Source organism: Streptosporangium sp. NPDC006013 (assembly GCF_040614275.1).
GTDB lineage: Bacteria > Actinomycetota > Actinomycetes > Streptosporangiales > Streptosporangiaceae > Streptosporangium.
In genome coordinates, this window is the sequence record NZ_JBEXUE010000524.1 from 1 (window position 1) to 6,607 (window position 6,607).

A 6,607-nucleotide genomic window follows, 5' to 3' on the forward strand; every position below is an offset into this window, starting at 1 on the left:
GAATGCGCGAACGCGGTTATCTCGACGAGCCGGGCAGGTCCGCGGCGGCTTCGTCTCTCCGCCGCGCAGCGGGGACAGACGAGGGAGCCCGGCGCGTCGCATCCGGCGCAGCGGGGCGGCAGGATCAGGTCGAGCATGGCGGTCGTCACCAGCCCAAGGTGTCATATCGCACCGACAAAAAGCCCAGCCCAGGGCACCGGCCCCCGCCGCGGGAGGCCTGGGGCGGCCCGTGGTCAAGGCGGCTCAGCCCAGGGGGAAGGCCGGCGAGGACGGGCCGTTCTCGGTGAAGTCCGTCGAACCGGTCTCGTTCTTGACCAGTGGCTCCCACTTGGTGGAGGTCCAGTAGAGGACCTGCCGGTTGCCCTGGTCGTCCTTGGCCCCGGCCAGCAGGATGCTGTCCAGCGCGGTGATGCTCTCTATCCCTATCCGCGAGTCGAAGGCCAGGGGCTTCGGCTCGGCGGTGACCGACGCCTCCAGCAGTTCCGACTTGCCGGTGAGCGCGTAGAGGGTCTTGCCGTCCTTCCAGGCTATGTCCTCGATCGTCCGCTTGCCCTCACTGTCCACCACGACCTGGAGGTTGGCGATGCGCGTGTTCTCCCGCTCACCGATGACGGTGCCGACGTGGACCTGCTCGCCCAGCCCGTCCTTGACCACCACCGCGACGTGCACGCCGTCCCGCGCGACCTTCAGCGACTTGACGTAGACCGTCTCCAGGTCGGGGGCCGACACCCGGTAGCGGTGCTTGTTGTCACCGTCGTGCCTGGTCACGATCGAGGTGTGGTCGTTGGGCCGGTCGACGGTCCAGAGCGTGTTGTAGCGGTCCCACGACGGCTGGATGAGGGATTCGCCGGTGGCCCACACCCGCCACTCGCCGCCCGCGGCGAGCGGCGCGACGGAGACGCTCTTGCCGTCCTGGGCGAGCGCCGCCACCTGCTGCACCGGCTGGCCGCTGATCGCCGGGCGGGTGAGCCCGCTCTTCTTCTGGCCGGCCCTGCCCGGCACCGGCCGCCCGACGTTCTCCTTGTCCAGCAGCCACAGGGCGCCGTCGGCGAGATAGAACGAGGTGACGGTGTCGGGGGTCGTCCACGGGTCGAAGTTCGACTGCTCCTGGGCGTCGATCTGCAGCGGCGTGTCGGCGTAGTACGACTCGCCGTTGACCTTGACCTCGAACCCCCAGCCGCCCTTGGTGAGCGCGGTGAGCGTCGCGGCGAGCTGGGCCGACATCGGGTCGATCAGGTCGGGGTCCACCCGCCTGGTGAGGTCGACGACGACCCGGTTGTTCTCGGTGGTGACGTCGATGAGCCCGGTGTCGGCGAGGGCGGAGCGCACCGAGCCCTTGAGGGAGCTGCTCGGTCCCCGAAGCAGCCGCTCCACGGTCGTCTTGGCGAAGTTGGCGGCCGGGTCGATCGGTACCCGCACCTGATCGACCACCAGCCCCTTCCAGTGGGAGTCGAGGAAATAGAGATCCACTGGGAGGTAGCCGCGGGCGACGTCGGCCTCGGAGAGCAGGAGCCCGTCGGGGGCCGCGCTGATGCGCCACTCCCCGCCCGCTTCCTTGGCGAGCGTGAAGGGCTGGTTCAGGGGGCCGCCGCTCGGACGGTAACGGCCATCCTGATCGATGATGGCGGTTTTAGTGCCCTTGAGGGTGACCTGGGCATGCTTGTCCTCCTCCCGGAGCGGCGCGAACTTCTCGTAGTCGCCCTGCCGGTAGACCGTGACGCCGCCGTGCGGGTTCCACTTGTCCGCGAAGTCACCGGTGAGGTACTGGCGGGCGACCTGGAAGTCGGGGTCGTCGGGGCTCGCCATCGCGGCGCGGAAGCCGGTGACGACCTCCTCCGGCGACCACGCGGCCTTCGGCGGCATGGCGATGACCCGCGCGTACGGGTTGTCCAGCGGGTTGCCCTTGCGCTCGTTGTCGACGGCGACGACGGACTTGCCGCCGGTGGGGATGACCGAGCAGGCCGACGCCCCGCAGACCAGGGTGACGGCCAGGATCGCCGTCCCCGCCTTCCGCGCGTTCTCAGTCCGCATCGCGTCCCCCGTCGGCCGCCGCCGGCGACAGCACCGGCGTCATGTGCCCCCGCCACGTGCGGCGCATCTCCACCTCCGGCGGTACCAGCGGCAGCGGCGAGCCCCTAAGGACCGCCCCCGCCACCCTGGGCAGCGAGAGCCGGAACTGCGACCCCTCCCCGTGCGAGCCCCAGGCCTGCAGCCAGCCGCCGTGCAGGATGGCGTCCTCCCTGGAGATCGCCAGGCCCAGTCCCGTACCGCCGATCGTGCGCGCCCTGGACGGGTCGGCCCGCCAGAACCGGTCGAAGACCAGGTTCTCCTCGCCGGGTTTCAACCCCACCCCGTGGTCGCGTACCGCCACCGCCACCGCGTCCCTGTCGGCGGCGACCGAGACGACGATGTCCCGGCCCTCGCCGTGCTCTATCGCGTTGAACAGCAGGTTGCGCAGGATGCGCTCGACCCTGCGGCTGTCCATCTCCGCCATGCAGGGCTCGCCGGGCAGGCGCAGGTCGAAGCGGGTGGAGTGGCGCTCGGCCAGCGCCTCGGAGTCGGCGACGGCGCGCAGCACCACGTCCCTGACGTCCACCGAGTCGACGTCGAGGTCGGCCGCGCCCGCGTCGTAGCGGCTGATCTCCAGGAGGTCGGCGAGCATCGCCTCGAACCGGTTGAGCTGGTTCTGCATCAGCTCGGCCGACCTGGCCGCCATCGGGTCGAAGTCCTCGCGGGCGTCGTAGAGCAGGTCCGCGGCCATCCGCACGGTGGTCAGCGGGGTGCGCAGCTCGTGCGAGACGTCCGAGACGAACTGCCGCTGGACCTGGGAGAGCTCCTCCAGCTGGTGGATCTTCAGTGCCAGGTTGGCGGCCATCTCGTTGAAGGAGGTGGCCAGGCGGGCCAGGTCGTCCTCGCCGCGGACCTTCAGACGCTCGTCCAGCCGCCCCGCGGCCAGCCGCTCGGCGGCCTGCCTGGCCAGCCGTACCGGCGTGACGACCTGGCGGGTGACCAGGGAGGAGATCGCGGCCAGCAGCAGCACGAGGCCGGCGCCGACAAGGATGATCATCTGCTGGACGGAGGCGAGCGTCTTCTCCTCCTTGTCCAGCGGGACGAGGTGGTAGATCTCGTACGACGAGTCGAGCCTGGTCCCCCAGGTGTCGAGGCGGGTGCCGATGATCATCCCGGGCACCGGCTGGTCCGGCTGCCCCTTGTAGTACAGCGGGGTGTACCAGGTGCTGTCCTCCCCCGCCTCCTTCTTGAACAGCTCGTCGCGCTGCCTGGCCGGGATGCTGACGGGATCGATGTTCGTGGTGCCGTAGAACTCCCCCGGCAGCCCCTCGTTACGGATGATCACCGAGTAACGGCTGGCGGACCCGGCCCGCCGCGCGAGCGCCTCGGTGGCCTGGCTGAGCGGGCCGCTTCCCCCTGGCTGGAGCGCCTGGCCCGGCTCGACGGGCTGCTTGGCGGCCTCGGCCGGCTGGTTGAGATAGCCGAGCACCGCGTTCCTGTCGGCCTGGGCCTCGCTCTTCGCCGCGCTCTCCCTGGTCTCCAGGGTGGTCCTGACGATCTGCTGCATGAGGAAGACGCCGAGCACGGCGACGACCACGATGGAGATGACCATCGTGCTGGTGACCACGCGCAGCTGGAGCGAGCGCCAGAAGACACGGCGCACCCTCCCGGCCGCCCGCCGGGTGCGACGCCGGACACCCCGCAGCAGCTGGCGCGGGGTGCGGCGGCGTTTCTTCGGTGCGGGAGGCATCTCGGGCTCCGGGGGGGAGTCTCGGCTAGGCCGGGCCGGCCTTGTAACCGACCCCCCGGACCGTCACGACGATCTCGGGATGCTCCGGGTCCTTCTCGATCTTCGCTCGCAGTCGCTGGACGTGCACGTTGACCAGGCGGGTGTCGGCCGCGTGGCGGTAGCCCCAGACCTGTTCTAGCAGGACCTCGCGGGTGAAGACCTGGCGCGGCTTGCGGGCGAGGGCGACCAGCAGGTCGAACTCCAGCGGGGTGAGGTTTATGGTCTCCTCCTCCCGCTTGACCGAGTGCCCGGCGACGTCGATGGTGATGTCGCCGATCTGCAGGATCTCCGGCGTCGGCTCGTCGGTGCGGCGCAGCCTGGCTCGCACCCTGGCGACGAGCTCCTTGGGCTTGAAGGGCTTGACGATGTAGTCGTCGGCCCCGGACTCCAGGCCGAGCACCACGTCGATGGTGTCGCTCTTGGCCGTCAGCATGACGATCGGCACCCCGGACTCGGCCCGGATCCGGCGGCAGACGTCGATCCCGTCGGCGCCGGGCAGCATCAGGTCGAGCAGTACAAGATCCGGCCGAGTGTCGCGGAACGCGTCGAGCGCCTTGTCACCATCGGAGACGAAGGAAGGTTCGAAACCCTCCCCGCGCAGCACGATACCGAGCATCTCGGCGAGAGCGGCGTCGTCGTCGACGACCAGCACGCGTCCTTTCATGGCCCCTCATTCGGTTTACGCAGTTCGGGAGTTATTGGGATAAACCGCTCGGTCGTCGAAGATTACCCTTGCCCGTCAAGTAGATGACACCGGCCGACGACCAGCCTTCCAAATGACGAACTTTAGGCGCACACAACGTGAAGCGCGCAATGGTGCCCCCGCACGGTCACCACCGGTCCCGGCGACTGCGAACGCCGGGCGGCGATGACCACGCTCCCAGTCTGCGGTAAACGACGGTGTCTCGGCCATCCCTCTGGCATCTCCACCGCTCTCCGGGGAGATGAAACGTCCGCGTGATCGCCCGATCACCACGAACGGTGTGACCACATGCCAGGATTGGGATATGTCAGACGGTCACGGCTCCGCTCCCGGTACGCCCCCGGGCTGGGCGTCCAACCAACCTCCGCCGTACGGCGATGCCCCGGGATCGCCGTGGACCGCACCCGGCTCGGCCCCCGGCTCCCCAGCGGGCCCGCCGCCTTCCGGGCCGCCCCACGGCCAGGCACCGCACCAGCAGGGCCCCTACGGCCCGCCGCCCCATGGCCCGCCGCCCTACGGCCCGCCCCATGGCTCGCCGCCCTACGGCCCGCCGCCCTACGGCGTGCGCCAGGAGCCCCCCGCGATGCGCCCCGGGATCATCCCGCTGCGCCCGCTCGGCCTGGGCGACATCCTGGACGGCGCGATCAAGCTGATCCGCTCCAACCCCAAGAGCGTCCTGGGCCTGTCCGCGATCGCCGCGGCGCTGAGCGCGATCCCCTTGGCGATCGGGGAGGCGCTCCTGCTGGGCTCCAGCGCGGCGACCCTGGAGAACCTGACGGACCCGACCTCGCCGTTGAACCTCCCGCAGGCGAGCTTCCTCGCCCAGTACGGCGGCACCCTGCTCTCCTACGCGGTACAGCTCGTGGCGGTGACGCTGCTGACCGGCGTGCTGACGCGCATCCTGGGCCGCGCCGTCTTCGGCGGCAAGATGACGGCGGGCGAGGCCTGGACGCTGACCCGGAGCCGGGTGCCCACGCTGTTCGGGCTGGTGATCGTCAGCACGGTGGCCATACTCGCCCCGCTGCTCCTGATCGTCGGACTGTTCGCCGCGCTTGACGCGGCCGGTGCCGGACTCTCCGTGGTGGTCATCGCGGGCCTGCTGGCGCTGCTGGCCTTCGTGGCATATGCCATGTTCATCACCACCCGGCTGGCGCTCGCCCCCGCGGCCGCGGTGCTGGAGCGGCTCGGCGTCGTCGAGTCCCTGCGCAGGTCCTGGAACCTGGTCTCCGGCGGCTTCTGGCGGACACTCGGCATCCTGCTGCTCACCCAGATCCTCGCCGGTCTGGTCGGCACGTTGCTCTCCTTCCCGTTCACCCTGGGCGGGAGCCTCCTGGGCCTGCTGGGCGGAGGTTCCCTCGGGGCGCAGATCGCCACGGCGGTCCTCATCGCCGTGGGCGCTACCGTCGGCGCGATGATCACCTATCCCTTCCAGGCCGCGGTCAACGGCCTGCTCTACGCCGACCGGCGGATGCGCACCGAGGCGTTCGACCTGGTGCTCCAGACCGCGGCGATCGAGCAGCGACGGCAGGGCTGGGTGCACGCCTCGGCCGACGACCTGTGGGACCCGTCCGTCACGCCCACCGGCCCCGCGCGGCATGGGTTCCCCGATCAGGGAGCTCCGTGGTCCCACTCCTGACGTTCCCGTTCCTGACGTCCCCGATCGACATCGAGCGCGAGGAGGCTCGACGCCGGGCGATCCAGGAGCTACTCGGAGCCGAGTACGCCAAGGAGTCCCTGGTCGACCGCCTCTGGCGGGGGATGAACCAGTTCCTCGGCGACCTGCTCGACCAGGAGTCTGCGGGCGTCGTCGGCAGCCTGGCGGCGCGGGCCGTCCTCATCGTGATCGTGATCGGGATCATCGTCGCGGTGTTCCTGGTCGCCCGCAGGACCACCAGGGGCACCTTCGCGCGCACCGAGGGTCTCTTCGGTGATCGCCGCCTCACCGCCGCCGAACACCGCGAGGCCGCCGAGCGGCTGGCCGCGGAGGCGCGGTGGGCCGAGGCGGTCCGCGAGCGGCTCCGGCTCCCGGCTCAGCCAGTGGCGGGCCCGCTCGACCTCTCCCCGGTCGTGGCTGCCGGCCAGCAGCTCGCGCAGCCGGGTGCGGC

General features: G+C 70.6%; 6 protein-coding genes. 2 read left to right on the top strand and 4 right to left on the bottom strand.

Features of this window, described 5'->3' with window-relative positions; translation table 11 throughout:
- From ABZ260_RS43740 to mtrA, 4 genes are all read right to left on the bottom strand, one after another.
- On the bottom strand, nucleotides 1–137 hold a 137-nt coding region (locus tag ABZ260_RS43740), incomplete at its 3' end, for a double zinc ribbon domain-containing protein (RefSeq protein WP_355629778.1).
- 106 nt (nucleotides 138–243) lie between these two features.
- Entirely contained in the window at nucleotides 244–2,031 is a 1,788-nt protein-coding gene (locus tag ABZ260_RS43745) for an LpqB family beta-propeller domain-containing protein (RefSeq protein WP_355629767.1), read from the bottom strand.
- Nucleotides 2,021–3,760, bottom strand: coding sequence for an MtrAB system histidine kinase MtrB (gene mtrB, locus ABZ260_RS43750; protein ID WP_355629769.1), 1,740 nt, complete (start codon nucleotides 3,758–3,760; stop codon nucleotides 2,021–2,023). Before mtrB ends, ABZ260_RS43745 begins: the two co-directional genes overlap by 11 nt.
- A 25-nt stretch (nucleotides 3,761–3,785) precedes the next feature.
- A complete protein-coding gene (gene mtrA, locus ABZ260_RS43755; protein WP_030907316.1) occupies nucleotides 3,786–4,463 on the bottom strand; it encodes an MtrAB system response regulator MtrA in 678 nt (225 codons plus the stop codon).
- 343 nt (nucleotides 4,464–4,806) lie between these two features.
- Between mtrA and ABZ260_RS43760 the strand changes: the two genes are divergently transcribed.
- Nucleotides 4,807–6,138 (top strand): hypothetical protein, encoded by a 1,332-nt coding sequence (locus ABZ260_RS43760; RefSeq protein ID WP_355629772.1) that lies wholly within the window; start codon nucleotides 4,807–4,809, stop codon nucleotides 6,136–6,138.
- Nucleotides 6,123–6,607 (top strand): hypothetical protein (locus tag ABZ260_RS43765; protein ID WP_355629775.1); only part of this gene is annotated, 485 nt, incomplete at its 3' end. The genes ABZ260_RS43760 and ABZ260_RS43765, both read left to right, overlap by 16 nt.